The organism is Cylindrospermopsis sp. CR12 (assembly GCF_001432185.1).
Classification (GTDB): domain Bacteria; phylum Cyanobacteriota; class Cyanobacteriia; order Cyanobacteriales; family Nostocaceae; genus Raphidiopsis; species Raphidiopsis raciborskii.
On record NZ_LMVE01000042.1, the window covers coordinates 178110 to 199154 of the forward strand.

18 protein-coding genes and 1 tRNA gene are annotated in these 21045 nt (G+C 38.6%); 13 read left to right on the plus strand and 6 right to left on the minus strand.

The window, feature by feature from the left end:
* Window position 1: 1 nt before the first annotated feature.
* Together ASL19_RS05340 and ASL19_RS05345 are read left to right on the plus strand one after the other, a co-directional pair.
* Entirely contained in the window at window positions 2–1183 is a 1182-nt protein-coding gene (locus tag ASL19_RS05340; protein WP_057177539.1) for a GNAT family N-acetyltransferase, read from the plus strand.
* 67 nt (window positions 1184–1250) lie between these two features.
* On the plus strand, window positions 1251–1634 hold the full coding sequence (locus tag ASL19_RS05345; RefSeq protein ID WP_006278591.1) for a DUF4346 domain-containing protein: 384 nt from the start codon (window positions 1251–1253) through the stop codon (window positions 1632–1634).
* Window positions 1635–1654: 20 nt separating this feature from the next.
* On the opposite strand, the gene psb32 is transcribed toward ASL19_RS05345, so the two are convergent.
* Window positions 1655–2386 (minus strand): photosystem II repair protein Psb32, encoded by a 732-nt coding sequence (psb32, locus tag ASL19_RS05350; protein ID WP_006275938.1) that lies wholly within the window; start codon window positions 2384–2386, stop codon window positions 1655–1657.
* Window positions 2387–2476: 90 nt separating this feature from the next.
* Here psb32 and holA point away from each other — a divergent pair, with 90 nt between their 5' ends.
* Window positions 2477–3502 (plus strand): DNA polymerase III subunit delta, encoded by a 1026-nt coding sequence (gene holA / locus ASL19_RS05355; protein ID WP_057177540.1) that lies wholly within the window; start codon window positions 2477–2479, stop codon window positions 3500–3502.
* Between the two features lie 101 nt (window positions 3503–3603).
* The gene (locus ASL19_RS05360) at window positions 3604–4023 is read left to right on the plus strand and encodes a DUF4168 domain-containing protein (RefSeq protein ID WP_006275936.1); all 420 of its coding nucleotides are present in this window, start codon (window positions 3604–3606) and stop codon (window positions 4021–4023) included.
* Window positions 4024–4083: 60 nt separating this feature from the next.
* Here the strand turns inward: ASL19_RS05360 and ASL19_RS05365 are convergent, their stop codons facing one another.
* Window positions 4084–5523, minus strand: coding sequence for a glycoside hydrolase 100 family protein (locus ASL19_RS05365; RefSeq protein ID WP_057177541.1), 1440 nt, complete (start codon window positions 5521–5523; stop codon window positions 4084–4086).
* A 513-nt stretch (window positions 5524–6036) separates the two neighbouring features.
* Between ASL19_RS05365 and trpS the strand changes: the two genes are divergently transcribed.
* Together trpS and ASL19_RS05375 are read left to right on the plus strand one after the other, a co-directional pair.
* The gene (trpS, locus tag ASL19_RS05370; protein WP_057177598.1) at window positions 6037–7044 is read left to right on the plus strand and encodes a tryptophan--tRNA ligase; all 1008 of its coding nucleotides are present in this window, start codon (window positions 6037–6039) and stop codon (window positions 7042–7044) included.
* Window positions 7045–7082: 38 nt separating this feature from the next.
* Window positions 7083–8003, plus strand: coding sequence for a methylenetetrahydrofolate reductase (locus tag ASL19_RS05375; RefSeq protein ID WP_057177542.1), 921 nt, complete (start codon window positions 7083–7085; stop codon window positions 8001–8003).
* Between the two features lie 4 nt (window positions 8004–8007).
* Here ASL19_RS05375 and ASL19_RS05380 read toward each other — a convergent pair whose 3' ends face one another.
* Both ASL19_RS05380 and coaD read right to left on the minus strand, forming a co-directional pair.
* Window positions 8008–8658, minus strand: coding sequence for a hypothetical protein (locus ASL19_RS05380; RefSeq protein WP_040008047.1), 651 nt, complete (start codon window positions 8656–8658; stop codon window positions 8008–8010).
* A complete protein-coding gene (gene coaD / locus ASL19_RS05385) occupies window positions 8577–9119 on the minus strand; it encodes a pantetheine-phosphate adenylyltransferase (protein WP_006275930.1) in 543 nt (180 codons plus the stop codon). Before coaD ends, ASL19_RS05380 begins: the two co-directional genes overlap by 82 nt.
* A 178-nt stretch (window positions 9120–9297) precedes the next feature.
* On the opposite strand from coaD, the gene lgt reads away from it, so the two are divergent.
* The 3 genes from lgt to ASL19_RS05400 all read left to right on the plus strand — a co-directional run bounded on the left by lgt (window position 9298) and on the right by ASL19_RS05400 (window position 16507).
* A complete protein-coding gene (gene lgt / locus ASL19_RS05390) occupies window positions 9298–10167 on the plus strand; it encodes a prolipoprotein diacylglyceryl transferase (protein ID WP_006275929.1) in 870 nt (289 codons plus the stop codon).
* Between the two features lie 87 nt (window positions 10168–10254).
* Complete coding sequence (gene cobM / locus ASL19_RS05395) at window positions 10255–11091, plus strand: precorrin-4 C(11)-methyltransferase (RefSeq protein WP_369814498.1); 837 nt, start codon at window positions 10255–10257, stop codon at window positions 11089–11091.
* Between the two features lie 7 nt (window positions 11092–11098).
* The gene (locus ASL19_RS05400) at window positions 11099–16507 is read left to right on the plus strand and encodes an ATP-binding sensor histidine kinase (RefSeq protein WP_057177599.1); all 5409 of its coding nucleotides are present in this window, start codon (window positions 11099–11101) and stop codon (window positions 16505–16507) included.
* A 110-nt stretch (window positions 16508–16617) separates the two neighbouring features.
* Here the strand turns inward: ASL19_RS05400 and ASL19_RS05405 are convergent, their stop codons facing one another.
* Window positions 16618–17118, minus strand: coding sequence for a hypothetical protein (locus ASL19_RS05405; RefSeq protein ID WP_006275926.1), 501 nt, complete (start codon window positions 17116–17118; stop codon window positions 16618–16620).
* 118 nt (window positions 17119–17236) lie between these two features.
* On the opposite strand from ASL19_RS05405, the gene ASL19_RS05410 reads away from it, so the two are divergent.
* Window positions 17237–18190: an asparaginase gene (locus ASL19_RS05410; protein ID WP_006275925.1), complete on the plus strand. Its 954-nt coding sequence runs from the start codon at window positions 17237–17239 to the stop codon at window positions 18188–18190.
* A 52-nt stretch (window positions 18191–18242) separates the two neighbouring features.
* Window positions 18243–18316 (plus strand) — tRNA-Met (locus tag ASL19_RS05415).
* 46 nt (window positions 18317–18362) lie between these two features.
* Here the strand turns inward: ASL19_RS05415 and ASL19_RS05420 are convergent.
* Window positions 18363–19373, minus strand: coding sequence for a bifunctional riboflavin kinase/FAD synthetase (locus ASL19_RS05420; protein WP_006275924.1), 1011 nt, complete (start codon window positions 19371–19373; stop codon window positions 18363–18365).
* A 107-nt stretch (window positions 19374–19480) separates the two neighbouring features.
* Here ASL19_RS05420 and ASL19_RS05425 point away from each other — a divergent pair, with 107 nt between their 5' ends.
* Both ASL19_RS05425 and hemB read left to right on the plus strand, forming a co-directional pair.
* Window positions 19481–19849 carry a DUF4870 domain-containing protein gene (locus ASL19_RS05425; protein ID WP_006275923.1) on the plus strand — a complete coding sequence of 123 codons (369 nt, stop codon included), beginning with the start codon at window positions 19481–19483 and terminating at the stop codon, window positions 19847–19849.
* Between the two features lie 201 nt (window positions 19850–20050).
* Window positions 20051–21028 carry a porphobilinogen synthase gene (gene hemB, locus ASL19_RS05430; protein ID WP_057177600.1) on the plus strand — a complete coding sequence of 326 codons (978 nt, stop codon included), beginning with the start codon at window positions 20051–20053 and terminating at the stop codon, window positions 21026–21028.
* The last annotated feature ends 17 nt before the right edge of the window (window positions 21029–21045 follow it).

Consider the following 21045-nt stretch of genomic DNA (forward strand, 5'->3'; position numbering starts at 1 on the left):
CATGGTAAAACAAGTGAAATCTAACTATTCTGTACAATGGAGTGATCACATTAGCCAAATTCCTCAAACTGCTTGGGATGCTTTAGCAATACCCCTAAAAACCCCCTTTTTGGAATGGTGCTGGTTACATAATATGGAAAGTTCCCATAGCGTCACTGCTAACACTGGCTGGTTACCAAACCATTTAACGTTATGGCGTGATAATGTATTAATCGGTGCAGCTCCTCTTTATATTAAAGGGCATAGTCAAGGAGAATTTGTTTTTGATCATCAGTGGGCAGACTTAGCTTATCGTATAGGTGTGGACTACTACCCAAAGTTATTGGGAATGTCACCCCTTACTCCTGCTGAAGGTTATCGCTTTCTAATTGCTCCTGGAGAGGATGAGGAAGAAATCACAGCGGTTATGGTTCGCGAAATTGATGATTTTTGTGTTAGGCACAATATTTCTGGCTGTCATTTTTTATATGTTGACCCCCAATGGCAATTAGTGCTAGAAAAACAGGGTTTTACCCCCTGGTTACACCATAGCTATATTTGGCAAAATGACGGTTTTGCCAGTTTTGAGGATTATTTAAAAATCTTTAATGCTAACCAAAGGAGGAATATTAAAAGAGAACGTAAAGCGGTGGAAACAGCGGGGTTAAAACTCCAAGCTGTCACAGGTGAGGAGATTCCTCAGTCTTTATTTCCATTAATGTACGAATTTTACTCTGATACCTGTGATAAGTTCGGTTGGTGGGGTAGTAAGTATCTAACTAAAAGGTTTTTTGAAAGTCTATATCTTAATTATCGCCATCGGGTAGTATTTTTTGCCGCCCATAATCAGCAATCCACAAGCCAACCTTTAGGAATGTCTTTTTGTTTATTTAAAGACGACAGGTTATATGGACGTTACTGGGGAAGTTTTCAAGAAATAGATTGTCTCCACTTTGATGCTTGTTATTATACACCCATCGAGTGGGCTATATCCCGTAAAATCCAAATTTTCGATCCGGGTGCAGGTGGTAGACACAAGCAACGGCGAGGTTTTCCAGCTACTCCCAATCACAGTTTGCACCGCTTTTATCATAACCACTTGGGTCAACTTTTACGCCGTTATATTTCCCAGGCAAATAATCATGAAGCACAACAGATAACAGCTATGAACGCAGATCTACCTTTCAATCCTAATCCCTGTTAAAAACAATCGACAAAAAATTACCTTGTATCTGTAAGATAAGAAAATATGGACATATTTTTCTACAATCATGGATTTAATAATTGACGATTTAACTGCTATTGACGATAAACTTTCCCAACGTCACATTGACCTTGACCCTCATGGTTACTTTATAATATATATAGATGCCAATGAGCGTTTAATTCATGCTAAACACTTTACTAATTTTATTGATGAACGTGGTTTAGCTGTGGACCCAGAAACCGGTAAGGTCATTCCTGCACGAGGTAAGGTGGAAAGAAATCACACAACTGTTTTCAGTGGTCGTACTGCCAAAGAATTGTGTGTGAAAATCTTTGAACAAACCGAACCTTGTCCTGTTAGCTTCCTAAACCATGCAGCCTACTTGGGACGGGAATTTGTCCGAGCTGAGGTGGCTTTAGTTACCGGAAAGGAGTACGTGCAGGATTAAGTATTTGTGGGGGAGTGGTCTTAACCTTCCTTGGATGGTTGATTGATTTGGTATATGTAATAGGTGGCCATGGGAATAACCGTCGCTGCAATTAACAGTCCTACTACCCACGCAGTAGAATTGCTCTTGTTCTTATTAGTCTGCTCTGCTGTGGCAAATGTCCCTTCTACCTGGATGCTTTCTTTCTCCTCCGGTGGACCAGGATCAGGTTCACCAGAAAGCACTGCTACCAGGCGATCGCGCACATTAAGCAATCCTTGGTTGTATTTATTGCCAGAACGCAATTCTATTCCCAGGGTTTTTTCCGTAACACTGGTAGCTATTTCATCGGTCAAGAGAGTTTTCACCTGTTCTCCACTCACGATGGTGGCCCCATTTGTTAAGGTATCAACCACTAGAATGGATTGATTTGCCTGGGTTTCAGGTGTGGGAAACCATTTGGTGAATAAGGCCTGAGCAAAGCTCTGTGGTGTTTCTCCGTAGTCGAACCGATGAATAGTTACTATTCGCACTTCCTTACCGGTTTTTCGAGACAGGTCTTGAAAAGCACTAGTAATTTGCCCCTCGTTAAAGCGACTAATTACATCTCCCTCGTCTACTATCCAAGTATTGGGGGTCAGATCAGGTATTTGATACACCCCCGTAGCACCAGCTGGGGTGGTGGGGACAGATACGATCATCAATAATACTGATAGTATCAAGATAGTGATGTATTGAGGGGTGCTGAATAATTGTTTAAGTAGCTGTTTCATAATGAATCCCAAGATGAATTCCACAATACCATTAGAATCACAATACTATAGAAGTGTCTCTAATACTCTGATTTCACACTCTATTCAACCATGCCAATCTATATTTATTGGGGTGAAGATGATTTTGCTATAGAAAAAGCAGTTACCTTACTGCGCGATCGCATTCTTGACCCTTTATGGACTAGTTTCAATTATACTACTTTTCTCCCTGACCAGGGTGATTCTGTAATTCAGGCCCTGAATCAAGTTATGACACCCAGTTTTGGAGCTGGTGGGAGGTTAGTTTGGTTAATCAACTCCAACTTGTGTCAAAATTGTCCGGAGAATATATTCTCGGAACTAAAACGCACCTTACCCGTCATACCAGAAAGTTCCTTTTTGTTGGTGACTAGTCCCAACAAACCCGATGAACGTCTCAAGTCCACAAAACTACTCAAACAATTTGCTGATTTCCGCGAGTTTTCCCTCATCCCACCCTGGAAAACTGAATTACTAGTCCAAGCTGTGAATCAAGCTGCTCAGGATATTGGCATCAAACTAACACCACAAGTTGCTGAAACTTTGGCGGAATCTATTGGTAATGATAGCCGACTTCTCTACACAGAAATAGAAAAATTGCGTCTTTATTTAGCCAGTAGTAATATTCCACTCACTAGTACAATTGTAACCCAACTAGTCAGAAATACCACTCACAACACCCTCCAATTAGCTGCGGCCATTAAAGCAGGTGATTCAGCCAAAGCATTAGGCATTTTAGCAGATTTAATTGGCGCTGCTGAACCAGGACTAAGAATAGTTGCTACCCTCACGGGTCAATTCCGTACTTGGCTATGGGTAAAAATGATGATGGAATCGGGAGAGCGCAATCCCCAGGCGATCGCCCAGGGTGCGGAGGTAAGCAATCCTAAACGGATTTACTTCTTACAGCAAGAAGTCAAGTCTCTATCTGTAGAACAGCTAGTTTTTTCCTTACCTCTACTGTTGGAATTAGAAGTTAGTCTCAAGCAAGGAGCTTCTGAAATCCTTACCCTTCAAACTAAAGTAATTGAACTTTGTCAACTATATCAGAAATCCGGAACTTTTCAACCTGAGAATAAATCAAATCTACTAACATAAATATGACTGTATATTTTAAACCAAGAGGTAATGATAATCCCAAAGCCTCTATTTTACGTGCCATAGTCACAACAATTTTGTACTAGTTATCAACTCTTATTATGCTATCTAAGCTGTCAAAATTTCCCCTATTGTCAATTTTCACTGCTGCTAGTCTAATCTTTACTTTTCCACTAAATGCCAACGGTCAAAACCCGGCTATCACCAGTAGCGAAATCACTAACTATGCCCAAACAGTAATGATTATGGAACCTAAACGTCAGCAAGCCTTTAAAGAGATTAAAACTCTAATTAATACCAGAGCCATCCCCACAATTATTTGTAACGATGCAAACAGTATCAAGTTCCTACCCATAAGTGCCCAGAAAATAGCTATCAACTATTGTAATGAATATGAAGAAACAGTATCCCAACATAGTCTCACCGTTGACAGATTTAATCAAATCACAGCAGAAATTAATAATAATAGTGTTTTAAAAGAAAGAGTACAAAAATTAATTATGGAGAAAATGGGACTATAGTTGACTTTTCCCCGCTCTAAAGAGACGGGGATTCATTAGAACCTTATCCTTGTCTTGTATCTATGTGGAAAATTCCAACTTACAAGCCTTAAAAGCTCCTTGGGGAGGCAATTTCTCAAAACTAACCAAGGACAAACAATCAGGATTTTCTATCATTTCCTGAGACAATAAATATCCCGCAATAGTCCAAGTTTGGTACTTTCGCGCTTGTTTGCCAATTAATCTACCCTTTTTACCATCATAATACTCTGGCCACTGATCCTCACTTAGTCTGGATTGGGCAATTTCTATCGCCTCTTGGGCCATACTCACTCTTCCTGTTTTCACCGCTGCTGCAGCTAACATCCACATTAAAACCGGCCAATTTCCAGCATTGTGATAAGACCAAGGTATATTTTTAGGGTCACATCCTGTTACCACTCTGTACTCTTCATTTTCCAAAGCAGGGAAGCAAATCTTAATTGGCATATCCCCTACTAAATCTTCCCATCTTTTTTCAATTAAATTCATAACCGCTTGTGCTTGTGTTTTTGTGGCTAAGTCACAAATCACTGCCATTAAATTACCCAGGGTAAAAAACCGGGTATCCAATTGAGAAGGTCCCACATTACCCGCAAAGTAACCCCCCTTTCTTGGTAACCATTTATCTAAATTATAATAGGGTAGGGAATCAGCATATATATTGAAAAGGTTTACCGCAGTTTTTCCGTACTCTTCACTCTTGAAGCGATAAATGTCACTGAGGCGATTAATATCTATCCAATAGTGTTCCCGAATATGTCCACCCAACAATGGTAATCTGTGGTCTATTGCTTCTACTATATCCTCGTTACCTTCACAAACCAACAACTCCCTTGCTGCACGTAATGCAGCAAAAAACAACACTTGTATTTCCAGTGGATGTCCGTAAATACCCATGCGCCTATCTATCATACAAGCACCATCTGGTACTAATATAGTAGGGTACATATCAAAGCGATTTGCTAAACAAATATCCATAATTAATCGAATACCTGTTTGGAAATCGGGTCGGTAGGCTAAATCATAATCATTCGTACTTACCACATAAGCCCGTAATAAGATTAACCACCAAAAACAAGAGTCTACTGGGGTCACCCTAGCTATGGCGTGTTCTCCAAAATCAGCCTCTAAATGCTCTTCACCATGGTTAGTGACAACTTTAAAGCTGGCTGGAATTAATCCTCTACCTGGTTTGTAGGGATTCAAGTCCTTTTGTTTAGGCTGTAACTTTAATGTGGCCTCTAGAAAATTTTTAACAATGTCCGTTCTTCCCTTAATCAAAAATACCAATGCTGAAGAAACAAAATCTCTGACGAAACACTGATCATAGTTTAAAGCTTCTACAGACTGGTCAACAGCTGCTAATGTGCCTACTGGTTGTTTCTGATAGTAAAGAATTGACTGTTCTAAGGAATGCCATGCTTCTGCTTCTATATTTGCCTTCAGATTAGCATTTGTGCGTGACTCATTCACTTGCATGGTTAGAATAACTCCAAGATGGGAAATTTTTGCCGAAACTACCTGAGATCTTCCTTACTATTTCCAGGTCAATGATTTTGTCCATGGTAAACAGCACCGTCGACACAAAGTGTCAAGAAAAAGCATTTATAACTCTTACACGCTAAATAAATATCAAAACTAATTCCAGCACTCTTAATCACCCCTCTCGGCAAATACGCAGAAAATAAGTAAGTTAATTTACACTGAACTTTAAGTAATTAGGAGACTTAGTACCTTGGCTATCTTAATAAATTTGGAATTATTTTCCTGTAACTTATCTCCTATAATTGAATAATCTATGATCTTTGACCTAAAAATGCAATATAGGTCACCCAAAACTTAGCATGTTAAATTTGCAGAAACTACATAATTTAAGATACATGTGAATTGAATTTAGCGCGACTTGTTGATTCAACTCCCCCCAACTTTAGTTGCGGGAGGCTAAAAAACAACGGTAGAATGGTAGTTGGCAAAAAAAAATCACCAACAATTATGGGTAAGCAACGCGTTTTGTCTGGAGTTCAACCAACTGGTAACTTACACTTAGGGAACTATTTAGGTGCTATTCGCAACTGGGTAGAGATGCAAGACCAGTATGATAATTTCTTTTGCGTGGTAGATTTACATGCTATCACTGTACCACATAACCCTGCCACTTTAGCAGCTGATACCTACACTATTGCAGCTTTATACTTAGCTTGTGGTATTGATTTACAGCACTCACATATTTTTGTACAGTCCCATGTACCTGCCCATAGTGAACTTTGTTGGTTACTAAACTGTATTACTCCTTTGAACTGGCTACAGGATATGATCCAGTTTAAGGAGAAGGCGGTTAAACAGGGAGAAAATGTTGGCACAGGTTTATTGATTTATCCGGTTTTAATGGCTGCTGATATTTTGCTGTATCAAGCAGATAAGGTACCAGTAGGTGAAGATCAAAAGCAACATTTAGAACTAGCCAGAGATATTGTTAATAGGTTTAATTACTTGTTTGCCCAAGAGAATCCCGTATTGAAGTTGCCTGCTCCTTTAATTAGGAAAGAGGGCGCCAGGGTAATGAGTTTAGCTGATGGTACTAAGAAAATGTCTAAGTCTGACCCTTCTGAATTGAGCAGAATTAATGTTTTGGATCCACCAGATCAAATTGCCAATAAAATTAAACGGTGTAAAACCGATCCAGTTCGGGGTTTGAGTTTTGATGACCCAGCACGTCCTGAATGTAATAATTTATTGACCTTGTATATGCTATTATCTGGCAAAACTAAGGAAGCAGTAGCTGGGGAGTGTGCTGATATGGGATGGGGTAAGTTTAAACCTTTACTTACAGAAACAACTATTAACGCTCTAGAACCAATTCAAAACAAGTACAAAGAGATAAGAACAGAAAAGGGTTACTTAGAGTCTGTACTTAAAGCAGGTAGGGAAAAAGCTCAAGCTATAGCCAGTCAAACTTTAGCGGATGTTAAGAGGGCTTTGGGCTATACAGCACCATTATAAGCCTGAAAATAAAACCTTTCAAGTATAAAACTTTTACCATGCAGGAAAATCACACCACTATCCATACTAGCAATTCTCTCACTAGCTTCCGTGAAGCGGTACAAGCAGGAGAATTTTTAATCACTGCAGAAGTTGCACCCCCAAAGGGAGGGGACATCAGCCATACTATTGCCATGTCAGCGACTCTTAAGGGGAGAGTTCATGCTGTTAATATTACTGATGGTAGTCGTGCTGTTTTGGGTATGTCACCTTTGGCAGTATGCGCCATTTTATGCCAACATGGAATTGAACCAATCTGTCAGTTAGCTTGTCGCGATCGCAATAGAATTGGACTGCAAGCTGACTTGATGGGGGCCCATGCTCTGGGTATTAGGAATATTTTAGCTTTGACGGGTGATCCAGTCAAAGCTGGTGATCATCCGGATGCTAGAGCTGTTTTTGACCTGGAATCTGTCCGGTTATTACAATTAATTACTAATATGAACCAAGGACTAGATTTTAATCATAGGACCTTAGTTGATGGAGGTTTGGATTTGTTTGCTGGAGCAGCAGTGGATCCTCAATCTAAAAGTTGGTCTGGGTTACAGAGTAGATTTGAAAGGAAAGTGCAAGCAGGGGCACAATTTTTTCAAAGTCAGCTAATTACTGATTTTGAAAAATTAGAGAAGTTTATGGATAAAATTGCTTCTAGTTATAATAAACCCGTGTTAGCAGGTGTTTTTCTGTTAAAATCAGCGAAAAATGCTCAGTTTATTAATAAGATGGTTCCTGGCGTTAATATACCCGACCATATTATCCAGCGCCTAGCCAAAGCCAAATATCCTTTGGAAGAAGGTATGAAAATTGCCTCAGAACAGGTAAGAATGGCAAAAGATTTGTGTCAGGGTGTACATATTATGGCAGTTAAAAAAGAAGAAGCGATCGCACCGATTTTAGACCTAGCTGGTGTTAGCAGGTAGTTACTTATTCCTTTGGACTACTCTGTTTTCGGTTTTCCCCTCCTAGTTGTAGTCTTCCATTAGTGACAATTCGCAACATTTCTTGTAGATCCTCCTCGATATTTTGCAACACCCGATCTGCATATTCATCCGCGCCATTTTCGATTTCCCTAGCATGGGCGATCGCATTTTGGCGTGTCTCTTCCATTTCGTGGTCACAATCGCGTCGTTTACGTTCAATTTCTGCCAGAGTGTCTTGCATTATGGCATCACACTCCTGTTGTGCTTCACGACGGAGTTGAACAGTTTCCCGTTCTACTTGGCGAATAATATCGTTATCAGCCAAGATTTGAGACCTTTTGACTTGTGCTGCTTCTATAACCTGTTGTGCATATTCTTCCGCTGACAATATAATCTCCTCCTTTTCTTGGAGAATTTCCGCTGCTTCCTGAAATACAGAGGGTAAAGAAACCCGAATAAAATCTAACTGCTCTAGGAACTTATCCTCATCAATAAGGGTACGACTGATAAAGGGTATTTGCATCCCAGAGAGGATAATATCTTCCAGACGGTTAAGCTCCTGGAGAATGTCTACTACTCTCTGGGGGTGGGAATATTCGGGAACTGGGAGATCCTGGTCATTGGGTTTTCGGATAGAGGGATTTGGCTGTAGCATTGGTATATATCCATAGCAATGTGCGGGGGAACAAGATGGTCGACAGATCCACCGAACCTGGCAATTTCTTTCACCACACTACTACTTAAAAAGCTATGCTCATTAGAGGTGGCGAGAAAAACAGTTTCGACCTGAGTTGAAAGGGTTTTATTAGTATGGGCCATTTGTAACTCTATCTCAAAATCAGAAACAGCTCGCAAACCACGTAATAAAACCCCCGCTTGTCGCATTTGGGCATAGTTAACCGTTAATCCATCAAAACTATCCACCTCTACGCTGGGTAAATGGCTAGTAGCTGAACTAATCTGCTTCAGACGCTGCTCCACAGTAAACAATGGAGTTTTGTTAGGATTGCGCAGAACAGCAACAATGACCCGACTAAATAGCCGAGTAGCTCGTTCAATAAGATCAAGGTGTCCCAAGGTAATAGGGTCAAAGCTGCCAGGATAAATAGCAATCATGTTGAATAGAAATTAGAAAGATTTCAGGTTCGCGTACACTGTTTAATACCCTTAGAGGAACAGGCTTTTTAAGTGAATGATGGAATTTATTGATTAATATGTCGTGATATTGTACATTAGTTACATAAATTTTGCAATTGTTTCCTGTGAAGTAGAAACATATTGTTTGGTAACTTGCATGGTAGTAGATTTCTCCGCCTTACTGTTAGGGTTCGAGTTCACCTCCCCAGGTCCCGTAGTACCTGGATTAGAATTTGGACCATTTGTTATTCGTTGGTATGGATTGCTAATTGCATCAGCCGTATTAATTGGCGTTAGTCTTGCCCAGCATCTGGCCAAACGTCGTCATTTACATCCCGATATCATCAGTGATTTATCCGTTTGGCTGGTAGTGGGAGCTATTCCAGCTGCGAGATTATATTATGTCCTATTTCAATGGTCAGAATATTCCCGTTCTCCCGGGAGAATCCTAGCCATTTGGCAAGGTGGTATAGCCATTCATGGAGCCATTCTTGGCGGTATTATAGCCGCTTTAATCTTTGCCAGACTTAAAAGAATATCTTTTTGGCAATTGGCAGATTTAGTCGCGCCTTCTCTGATTTTAGGTCAAGCTATTGGACGTTGGGGGAATTTCTTTAATTCTGAAGCTTTTGGTGATCCTACAGATTTGCCTTGGAAACTATATATTCCACCAGAACATCGTCCTCCTGCTTTGGTAAATTTTGAGTATTTCCACCCCACCTTTTTATATGAATCCCTGTGGAATTTGATGGTATTTGCTCTATTACTAACTTTATTTTTTCGGAGTTTATCTGGCAAACCAGAATTAAAAACCGGAACCTTATTTTTGGTTTACTGGGTAGCCTATAGTATAGGAAGATTTGCTATTGAAGGTTTACGTACGGATAGTCTCATGTTAGGTTCTCTAAGAATTGCCCAATTGGTTAGCTTAACGGGAATAGTAGTGGGTTTAGCCGGTTTAGTCTGGCTTTATGTATACAAACGCTCCCTACCTGATGTAGTATCTCCTAGTTATAACCACCAATAAAAAATGCCCCAGAGTGTTCTCCAGGGCTTAACCAGGGTGCATCTACCATATCTTTCTACCACTCGCAAGCGGTGAATCCGGAAAACCATGGCGGAAATATTGAGAAATTTCATGGGAAAATTGGCAGAAGTTTCCTATTTTGGATGCAACATGATTAACTCCTTAAAACCAGCAGTGTATATTGTGGGTGCAGGACCTGGAGACCCAGATTTATTGACAGTGAAAGCACAAAGGCTATTAGCTGCTGCTGATTTGGTACTTTTCGCTGACTCTTTGGTTCCCCAACAGATCCTGGATATTTGTCGTCCAGATGCACAAGTTATCGGTACCGCCACCAAAACTTTAGAGGAGATTGTAGGCACAATTATAGCAGCAGTTCAATCTAATAAGTTTGTTGTACGTCTTCACTCAGGAGATGTTAGTTTATATAGTGCTATTCACGAACAAATTGAATTACTTAACGCTTCGAATATACCTTTTGAAATAGTACCTGGAGTTAGTGTCTTTCAAGCTGCTGCGGCAAAATTAAAAGTAGAGTTGACAGTTCCTGATTTGGTGCAAAGTATTATTCTCACTCGGGTGAGTGGAAGAACAAAAGTACCAGATCAGGAACAATTGGCCAGTTTAGCAGCACATCAAGCTAGTCTGTGTTTATATTTGAGTGCACGTCATGTAGCTAGTGCCCAAAACCAACTTTTACAACATTATCCTCCACAAACTCCCGTAGCTATTTGTTTTCGCGTAGGATGGCCCGACGAAAAGATCTTTATTGTCCCCCTAGAGAAAATGGCAGAGTCCACCGATGAACAAAAACTGCTGCGCACCACTTTGTATATAATCAGCCCCGCACTGTCTACCGTAAGTGGGCGATCGCATCTATATGATGCCAAATATAATCATTTATTTCGTGTTTCTACACAATAGATTTCCAATGGAAAAGAGTCATATCCAACTTCCAGGCTATAAAATACTTGAGGTAATTCACGTTAGCAGCAGAACCAGTGTATATCGAGGTGAACAAGAAACAACTAAAAGATCGGTAATTATAAAAACTGCTAACGCCCAATATCCCCCATTAAATGAATTGATAGCCTTAAAAAATCAATTTGCCATTACTCAAAAAATTGACCATCCCCATATTATTAAATCCTATACTTTAGAACCTTATGGTAATAGTTACGCCCTAATTGGTGAGGATATAGGTGGTATATCAGTTTACAACTATGCCCAATCTCAACCACTGGCACTAAATATGTTTTTAAAAATTGCCATTGCAGTGGTGAAAGCACTGGAGTATTTGTATAATTACAAAATTATCCATAAAGATATTAAACCAAAAAACATTATTATTAATCCAGAAACTCATCAAATTAAGTTGACAGATTTCAGTATTTCCTGTGTGCTACCCCAAGAAATAGAGGAAATCAAAAAGTTCAACCCATTAGAAGGAACACTTTCCTACATGTCACCAGAACAAACAGGGAGAATGAATTGCGGTATAGATTATCGCAGTGATTTTTATTCTCTGGGGGTGACCTTTTATGAACTACTCACAGGAAGATTACCTTTTATCAGTAAAAATCCTCTCAAGTTAGTACATTCTCACCTAGCGAAAATGCCACCACTTCCCCAGGAGATTAACCCAGAAATTCCCGATTTGTTAGCGGAAATAACTATCAAATTAATGTCAAAAAGCCCAGAAAATAGATATCAAACAGCTAGGGGAATCAGGTACGATCTAGAAAGATTTCAAGAAGTATTATTAAATCATGGTCAGATTAAGTCTTGGCAATTAGGAAGTAGAGATATAGCAGATAGATTTATAATTTGTGACAAAGTTTATGGTAGAGATAAGGAGATTGCCATATTATTAGATGCGTTTGCAAGAGTCAGGCAAGGCAGTAAAGAATTAATGTTAGTGCTAGGTTCTTCAGGTATTGGTAAAACTGCTATTATCTATGAAATTAACCAACCAATTCTAGAACAAAAAGGTTATTTTACAGCTGGTAAATATGAGCAACTACAAAATAATAAAAACAATATTCCCGTTTCAGCATTATTAAAAGCCTTGGGGAATTTATTACAACAAGTTTTAACCCAAAGTCCAGAAGAATTAGTAGCATGGAAAAACAAGATTTTATTAACTCTAGGAGAACAAGCACAAGTTATTATAGATGTAATTCCTGAGTTAGAAAAGATTATTGGTTCACAACCAGCAGCGCCCAATTTGACCAGTAATGCTGCTCAGAACAGGTTCAACGTATTATTTGCTAAATTTATCCAAATATTTGCTAATGAAGAACATCCCTTAGTGATTTTTTTAGATGATTTGCAATGGGCCGATCCCACTTCTTTAAAATTAATCCAATTCTTAATTAAAGAACCAGATACCAAATATTTATTACTGATCGGTGCTTATCGCGACCATGAGGTTTATAGTGGACATCCTCTCACAGTTACCCTAGAGAATTTACGAAAAGTTGAACCCAAAATTGCCATTAATGAAATTGATTTACAACCTCTAGATAAAAACCAATTAAATCTGCTAATCTCAGGCAATTTAGCCTGTGAAGAAACCCTGTCCTTATCTTTAACTGAATTTGTATTCAATCAAGCACAGGGCAACCCATTTTTCAGCAATCAGTTAATTAAATCTATGTATGAAGATGGGTTACTCCGTTTTGACTTTCAGTTGGGTTGTTGGCAATGTGACATTTATAAGGCTCAGGCTTTATATGGTAATGATATTCTCCAATTATTAGCAACACAAATCCACAAATTACCCGTTGCTACACAGGAAGTGCTAAAGATCGCTGCTTGCATTGGTAATGAGTTTGATTTATTAACCCTAGCCATTACTTGTGAGAAGTCCCAGCTGGAAATAGCATCCAACTTGCAGAATGCTTTGACCGCAGAACTGATTATTCCTCAAGACGAAAAACACAATTTATTATATCCTGAAACCTATCAAAATGATTACATCAAAAAATACAAATTCTTCCATGATCGAGTACAGCAAGCAGCCTATTTATTAATTCCAGATAACGAGAAAGAATCAACCCATTGGCACCTTGGTCAATTAATTTATGAATACTCTAAAAATAGAGATAAAAAGGAACTAGAAGAAAAAATATTTATTATAGCTAATCAATTAAATGTGGCCAGAACAATAATTGACACAGCAAGGGAAGTAGAAAAATATCAATTGGCTGAACTGAACTTAATAGCAGGTCATAAAGCCAAACTATCAACAGCGTACGAAGCTGCTATTAATTACTTAAGATTTGCCTTAGAAATTTTACCAGCAAATAGCTGGGAAACTCATTATTATCTAACTTTAAACTTGTACTTAGAAGCAGTAGAAGTAGAATTTCTCAACATCAATTTTGACCGGGCAGAAATCTATATTGAATTGGTCCAACAAAAGGCAGTTACCCTCCTTGATCAAGTACCTGTATATGAGATACAAATTCAAATATATATGGCAAAAGTCCAAATAAAATTGGCAATTGAAACAGGTATACATATTATCAATATGTTGGGAATTCAATTGGTAGAAGAATCACCTAAAATTCTCAAGAATCAGAATCAAAACTATGTGGATGAACTAATTAATTTACCTGTCATGACTGCACCTGATAAAATAGCAGCCATGCGAATACTAGGAAATATTACCACCGCTACTTATTGTTTTGACCTAAAACTATTTGACAGAATAGTTTTTACGATGATCCATTTATCATTACAATATGGTAATTGTTCAACTTCTGCTTCTGGTTATGCCCATTATGGTCTGTTATTATGTAGAGTTGCTGGCAATATTGACAATGGATACCATTATGGTCAATTGGCATTGAATTTAGCCAACAGGTTTAATGCTCAGGAAGTTAAATGTGTGGTTCTCTTAACTTGTAACTCAAACATTAATTTCTGGAAAAATCACTTACAACAAACCATAACTAGTTTATCAGAATGCATGAATTATGGCATGGAAACTGGCGATTTAGAGCATGTCGGTTACGCATCTGCTATCTATAATCAAAATAAATTTTTAATTGGTGAAAATTTAACCTTTCTTTTACAGGAATTGGAAACCCATATAAATTTAATGTATAGATTTAAACAACAGGGCGCAGTTCTAGTACATTTAATTTGGAAGCAATTAGTTTTAGAGTTGTTAAATTATGATCCCAGTTCTGGTTCTTTTCATAATTCATTTGATAATACTGAATTGTTATCAATCTTAATCCAATCCAAAGCTTCTACTCTAATATTCACATTCTACTTGGCTAAAACTATATTTTTCTACCTATTCCATAACCATCAAAAATCTTTAGAAGCTGTTCTTCAAATGACTGAACATTTGAACTACGTCTTCACTCAGATTGGTTGTAGCCAATATAATTTTTATTATTCTTTGGTTCTGTTGGGTGAATGCTCCCAAAAATCACATGCAAATCAAGAAAATTTAGAAAAATATCTAGGAACGGTTAAAGTCAATCAAGAATCTATGGCAATATGGGCCAGTCAATGTCCAGAAAATTATCAACATAAGTATGATCTAATAGCAGCAGAAATGGCAAGAGTTCTCAGCAATTATTGGCAAGCAGGTGAACTTTATGACCAGGCTATTATGGGTGCTAGAAAAAATAGATACATTCAGGAAGAAGCTCTGGCAAATGAGTTGGCTGCTAGATTCTATCTTAGTTGTGGTAGGAACAAAATTGCTCAAACTTACTTAATTGATGCTTATTATTGTTATGTGAATTGGGGAGCTAAATCAAAAGTAATCGATCTGGAAATATCTTATCCTGAATTACTTGCTCCTGTCCTCAAACCCAGAACAATAATTGCAGAAGAAACGAATTTTATGACTAAAATTATGGATAGCAACAAAAATGTATCAGCTATTCTAGATTTGGAAACAGTTACAAAAGCATCCTTAGCCATTTCATCAGAAATAAAAATAGATAAATTGCTGGGTACTCTATTGAATGTAATTATTGAAAATACAGGAGCAAAAAAAGCCACGTTAATTCTTAAAAAAGACTCCAACTTGTTTACTGTAGTACAAGAAAATCAAAATACCGGTTGGGAACTTATACCAATTAAGGATAGTCAGGATATCCCAATCAATATAATCAATTATGTCAACAACACTCAAAATGAGATACTTATTGATAGTAATAGTATAGATAAAAAATTTGCTATAGATCCTTATATTATCAAATATCAGCCCAAGTCTATACTGTGTAATCCTATATTAAAGCATGGACAACTTATGGGTATAATTTATCTGGAAAATCGCTTGACTACAGGTGCATTTACTCCCGACAGACTGAAAGTTTTAAAACTACTATCTTCCCAAGCAGCTATTTCTTTAGAGAATGCTGAACTATATGAAAGGTTGGAAGAAAAAGTCGCCATTAGAACTAAGGAGTTAAATGATAATAATCTCCATCTGGAAAAAACTTTACAGGAGTTAAAATCTACCCAAATGCAGTTGATTCACACGGAAAAAATGTCCAGTTTAGGGCAAATGGTAGCTAGTATCGCTCATGAAATCAACAATCCTGTCAATTTTATATATGCTAATGTTGATCACGCCATTGACTACATTCAATACCTACTAGATTTACTCAATATCTATCAACAAGAATATCCCACTCCCCACCAGATAATTGTAGAAAAAATTAAGTCTATAAATGTTGATTTTTTAGTAGCTGATTTACCAAAGGTATTAAATTCTATGTCCGTAGGTGCGGAAAGAATTCGAGATTTAGTTGTGAGTTTACGTAATTTTTCTCGTGTCGATGAATCAGAAATTAAACCTTTAGATATTCACCAGAGTATTGACAGTACCTTAATCCTCTTACAACCTCAATTTAAGGAAAAGTTAGGATCTGCCAAAAATCTTATTGTCAAAAACTATAGCGATCTGCCGTTAATTACTTGTTATGCTTCTCAGTTAAATCAAGTATTTATGAATATAATTGGTAATGCAATTGATGCTGTATATGAACACCGACTAACTTTATCAGCAGCAGCAAAGGAGATTTTTACGGGAAAAATAATCATCTCCACATCAGTGATTAGTCGTGATTGGGTGAGAATTTGTGTTAAAGATAATGGCAAGGGGATGACTACCGAAATGAAAAACCGAATTTTTGAGCCCTTTTTCACGACCAAACCCGTGGGTGAAGGTACTGGTTTAGGATTATCTATTAGTTATCAAATTATAGTCAATCAACATCGGGGAAAAATTGATTGTCTATCCCAACCGGGAATGGGAACAGAATTTGTCATCCAAATCCCCACGGATTGTTCTCAATATGATTAGAATTCTATTGGAGCGTAAAAGCCCATGAAACTAAATACTATTCATGAGCAGGTAAGTGCGATTAAACTTGTTGCAATTATTTAAAGTTATCTAATTTTTCATAACTTCTATTAGTCTTCATCTTCCTCCTCATCTTCATATTCTTCATCAAAAATCTCATCTATTAACTCTTCAGCACGATCATCAGGAATCTTTAATGCTTCCTGTAGTGCAAGTAGATAGTCTTGGTCAGCTTCAGATAATTCTTCATCAATATCCATGATGAGTAGGGCCAGGACGTATGCGATTTCACAATAAATACCTTCATCCTCTAATTTTAACAGAGATGAAATAGCACTGGGGATGAGATCCTCAAGTCGGTTCTTGTTTTCATCAATATAGGAATCCACTGTAGATGATAAAGCATTAAATTCTTCTTCAGTGTATTCATCAAAAATTTGTAACCCATCAAACAGGTCAGGTATGGGATAGTCTTTAGTGTAAATAATACCTTCTTGCTCATTAGCAGCGGAAAAAAGTCCGAGGATGGAGATAGCTACCTCCGGTTTGAGGTCAAGAGGATTTTGACTGGTGCCCTTAACGAGCTGACTTTTAGACTGTGTTTTGGACATAGGGATCCTTGTCATTTAATCAATACTATCCTACCTTTATATTCCCCAATCCACTGGAAATTAGTGATATGATATTTTGTTATCATGACCACCACAAGACCAATTACAAAATAGACCCATGACAATGGGAAAAAGAACACAGGCCAAAGATCTGGAAGTTAGACTACTGCGAGAAGGTATTATCGAATCTCGACACGTAGTGCAAGCTGCAGTTAGTGATGACAGAGGAAGGGTTTTATCTGTAGCTGGTAACGCTGAAACAGCCACATTTGCCCGTTCCGCATTGAAACCATTTCAAGCTCTAGCCGTGACCAGCACGGGCACCATAGAACGCTATGGTTTGAGCGATCGCGATCTAGCGATTATCACTAGTTCTCACCAAGGTAGCATTGAACAAGTCAGACAAGTATTTAATATTATCTGGCGGGTTGATCTAGAAACAACCATGTTACAATGCCCCATTCCTTCCGGTAAGCGCAGTCCACTGGAATATAATTGTTCTGGTAAACATGCGGGTATGTTAGCCGTTTGTCAGCAAAGGCACTGGCCTTTAAACAATTATTTAGACAAAAAACATCCTGTCCAACAGTTGATTCTAAGCAAAGTAGCGGAACTACTAAGAATGCCAGCGGCAGAATTTATAGGTGTTCGAGATGACTGTGGTGCACCGACATATCTCATGCAACTGGGTCAAATGGCTTTCTTATATGCTCTTTTGGGGTCTAGCAATAATCTAGATATGGAAAGGATTGTGCGAGCGATGAATCACCATCCAGTGATGGTAGCTGGAGAAGGAGAATTTGATACGGAAATAATGCGATTGGCTCCCGGAGAACTAATTAGTAAGTCTGGAGCTGAGGGAGTGCAGTGTATTAGCAGACTAGGGGAAGGAATGGGATTAACCATTAAAGTGGCTGATGGGAGCAAACGAGCTAAGTACGCAGCAGCTATTCATCTCCTACAACAAATGGGATGGATTAGTCCTAGCGTGGCCCAAAGTTTAGGAGATAAATTCATGAACCTCAGCAAATACAAACGTTTGGAGGTAATTGGAGAATTATCATTTTTATAGTTGACAAATTCTAGATTTGGAGTTATGTTAGATGGGTAAGGAAAAAAAGCAACGCGGGATAGAGCAGCCTGGTAGCTCGTCGGGCTCATAACCCGAAGGTCAGTGGTTCAAATCCACTTCCCGCCACTTGTATCAAAAAAAGCCCGTCTGGTAGTTCCGATGGGCTTTTTGACTAACTAGCGGCAAAAACATGCTTAGCAGTGACACAGTCTAGTTCAATTTGCTGCTTAAGAGCCTCCAGATTGGGAAACTTTTGTTCAGGACGTAGGAATTCTACTAGCTCCAGAACTAATTGTCTGCCATATAAGTCCCCCTCCCAGTCAAACAAATGTACTTCTACAGATAAAGAATAGCCATTAACTGTAGGGCGATTGCCAATATTCATCACCCCAAGGATGACCTGGGGACTGGTGTCTATTAAAGCCCTAACAGCATATACTCCTTGACGAGGTAAAAATTTATCCTGTGGTAGTTGCAGATTAGCTGTGGGAAAACCGATAGTTCTACCCAGTTTTTTTCCGGTGACTACTATACCAGATAGAGTATAAGGTCTTCCCAATAGACGGTTAGCCCTGGGGACATCACCTAGAGATAAAGATTCTCGGATTAGGGAAGTGCTAATACGATTCTCCTGACCATCTATTGTGTCATCATTTGCGGGTAAATTAATCATATCCATTTGAATAGGAACTATATTAACAGGTATATTATACAAACCAGCTAAAATTTGCAAATCCCTAGCAGTGCCAAGACGTTTTTGACCAAAACAAAAGTCTTCACCCACACTAATTTTCCGACATTGGAGTTGTTGCACCAAGATTTTTTCCACAAAATCCCGGGGTGAAAGAGCGGATAATTCCCTATCAAAGGGTAATAATACCAATTGGTCTATACCTAGTCCTTGTAGACATTCTATCTTTTCCACCAGTGGTGTTAACAGGGAGCGGGGTTGGCCGCTAAAAAATTCCTCAGGATGGGGATCAAAGGTCACAACAGTTGAGTGAATGGACTTTATATTGTCTATATTGTCTTGGGTGTGGGAATTTCGAACCGGTTCAATAACTCGTTGATGACCAAGATGAACACCATCAAACTTACCAAGAGCAACAGCAGTTGGTGTTAGTATCTGGTCTGTGGAAGCAGCAACCCAGATAGAAGACCTATTTTGAGTCAAATTTAGCACTTAGATTTACTTTGTGGTATTAAGGGGATGGTCGATATGGTCAAATCTATTCAATGTATGAAATAATAACTGTATGAGTGACCATAAGAGATAAGGACAAAGTTAAGATGTATACGGGCTTTGATCAAGACAAACGCAAAATACTCTCCGCCCTGTGCCACGGTGCCATTTTCTTTAGCACTACGGTGATATCTGTGGGTTTACCTGTTGCCATACTAATTATTTCCGATGACCCAGTTGTTAAAGACAATGCCAAGGAGTCCATAAATTTCCATTTTAACGTTTGGTTTTATGGGGCCATTTTAGCAGGTTTGTTTTTTCTGTTGGGTTGGTTAGTCCTACCCCTAATAATATTACTTCCTCTAGCGGGTGTGGGATATTTAATTCACTGGGCGCTGACAATTTTTGCCATTGTCAAGGTCCTGGCAAATCCAGACCTGGCCTTTAGCTATCCTTTTATCTTTCGAGTTTTTTAAAGGTCAACATTAATTTTTAGTAAATTATTTCCGAGAAAGTATCAATCCAGCTGTAGAATATAAAATTGCCCCATAGCTTGATTAGCAGTGAGGCAAACACAGTTAAGCACTGTTTTCATTTTGGCTGAAAGTCCCAGACCCGATTATGGTGTTTGTGACTGTTTGTTGTATGTCCACTTGTCTAAGATCAAATTAGGTTTTATGTTTCCCACCCATCGTCCCCGTCGTTTACGTACCCATCCTCAATTACGTCGGATGGTGCGTGAAACTGTCTTAACTACAAGCGATTTAATCTATCCTTTGTTTGCTGTTCCTGGTGAAAGTATCGCTAATGAGGTAAAATCCATGCCAGGGGTTTATCAACTCTCCATAGACAAAATTGTGGAAGAAGCAAAGGAAGTCTATGATTTAGGAATTCCAGCAATTATTTTATTTGGTATACCTGAAGACAAAGATATAGATGCTACTGGTGCGTGGCATGATTGTGGCATTGTGCAAAAGGCAACAACCGCAGTTAAACAGGCAATTCCAGATTTAATCGTGGTCACGGATACTTGTTTGTGTGAGTACACTAGTCATGGTCATTGTGGTTACTTACAAACAGGAGACTTAACGGGAAGAGTGTTAAATGATCCCACTTTAGAGTTGTTGAAAAAAACTGCAATTTCTCAAGCTCAAGCTGGTGCTGATATTATTGCTCCTTCTGGAATGATGGATGGTTTTGTCCAAGCTATTCGCGCTGGCTTAGATGAAGCAGGTTTTGAAAATATTCCCATCATGTCCTATGCTGCCAAGTATGCTTCTGCCTATTATGGTCCATTTAGAGATGCCGCAGACTCCACACCACAATTTGGTGACAGACGTACTTACCAAATGGATCCAGCTAATTCCCGGGAAGCTATCAAAGAAATAGAGTTGGATATTATTGAAGGTGCTGATATGCTGATGGTAAAACCTGCTTTGGCATACATGGATATTATTTGGCAGGTTAAAAAAGCTAGCAATTTACCAGTGGCAGCTTATAATGTATCCGGAGAGTATTCTATGGTAAAAGCAGCTGCTTTAAATGGCTGGATAGATGAGCAGCGAGTTGTAATGGAAACTCTAACAGGATTTAAACGTGCAGGTGCTGATATGATTCTAACATATCATGCTAAAGAAGCAGCTAAATGGTTGTAGATAAGTATCTTGGTAGC